The 464-nt window shown below is 42.7% G+C and carries 2 tRNA genes and 1 rRNA gene; all 3 read left to right on the forward strand.

The features are described from left to right. Positions 1-73: ribosomal RNA gene (locus M1L62_RS29260) — 16S ribosomal RNA — on the forward strand; the annotation flags it as partial. 56 nt (positions 74-129) lie between these two features. Beyond that, positions 130-203: transfer RNA gene (locus M1L62_RS29265), tRNA-Ile, on the forward strand. A gap of 85 nt (positions 204-288) precedes the next feature. Next, a tRNA-Ala gene (locus M1L62_RS29270) sits at positions 289-362 on the forward strand. The last annotated feature ends 102 nt before the right edge of the window (positions 363-464 follow it).

Here is a 464-nt window from a genome sequence, read left to right on the forward strand (position 1 = left end):
GGTAAAATCGGCGACTGGGGCTAAGTCGTAACAAGGTAGCCGTACCGGAAGGTGCGGCTGGAACACCTCCTTTCTGGAGACGAGAAACTCTGCTTTTAGTTTATCTTTATCATATATTTTTAAATGTAGGGGCTTGTAGCTCAGGTGGTTAGAGCGCTACACTGATAATGTAGAGGTCCGTGGTTCGAGTCCACGCAGGCCCACTAAATTTAAAAAACATTGTGAATGTATTAGGACTTGTAATTTAATTACACTACTTTTGCACTCCGAAAAAAACAAAAAATACTTGGGGGATTAGCTCAGCTGGCTAGAGCACCTGCCTTGCACGCAGGGGGTCAACGGTTCGAATCCGTTATTCTCCACATTACTTTCAAAGGAAAGTAACGAGTTCATTGACATATTGAGAAGCAAAAGAGAATAAGATAAATAACATGTAAGCGAATTAAGGGCGCATGGAGGATACC

Origin of the sequence: Dyadobacter diqingensis, from assembly GCF_024220585.1 — a bacterium.
In the GTDB taxonomy this organism is placed as follows: Bacteria; Bacteroidota; Bacteroidia; order Cytophagales; family Spirosomataceae; genus Dyadobacter; species Dyadobacter diqingensis.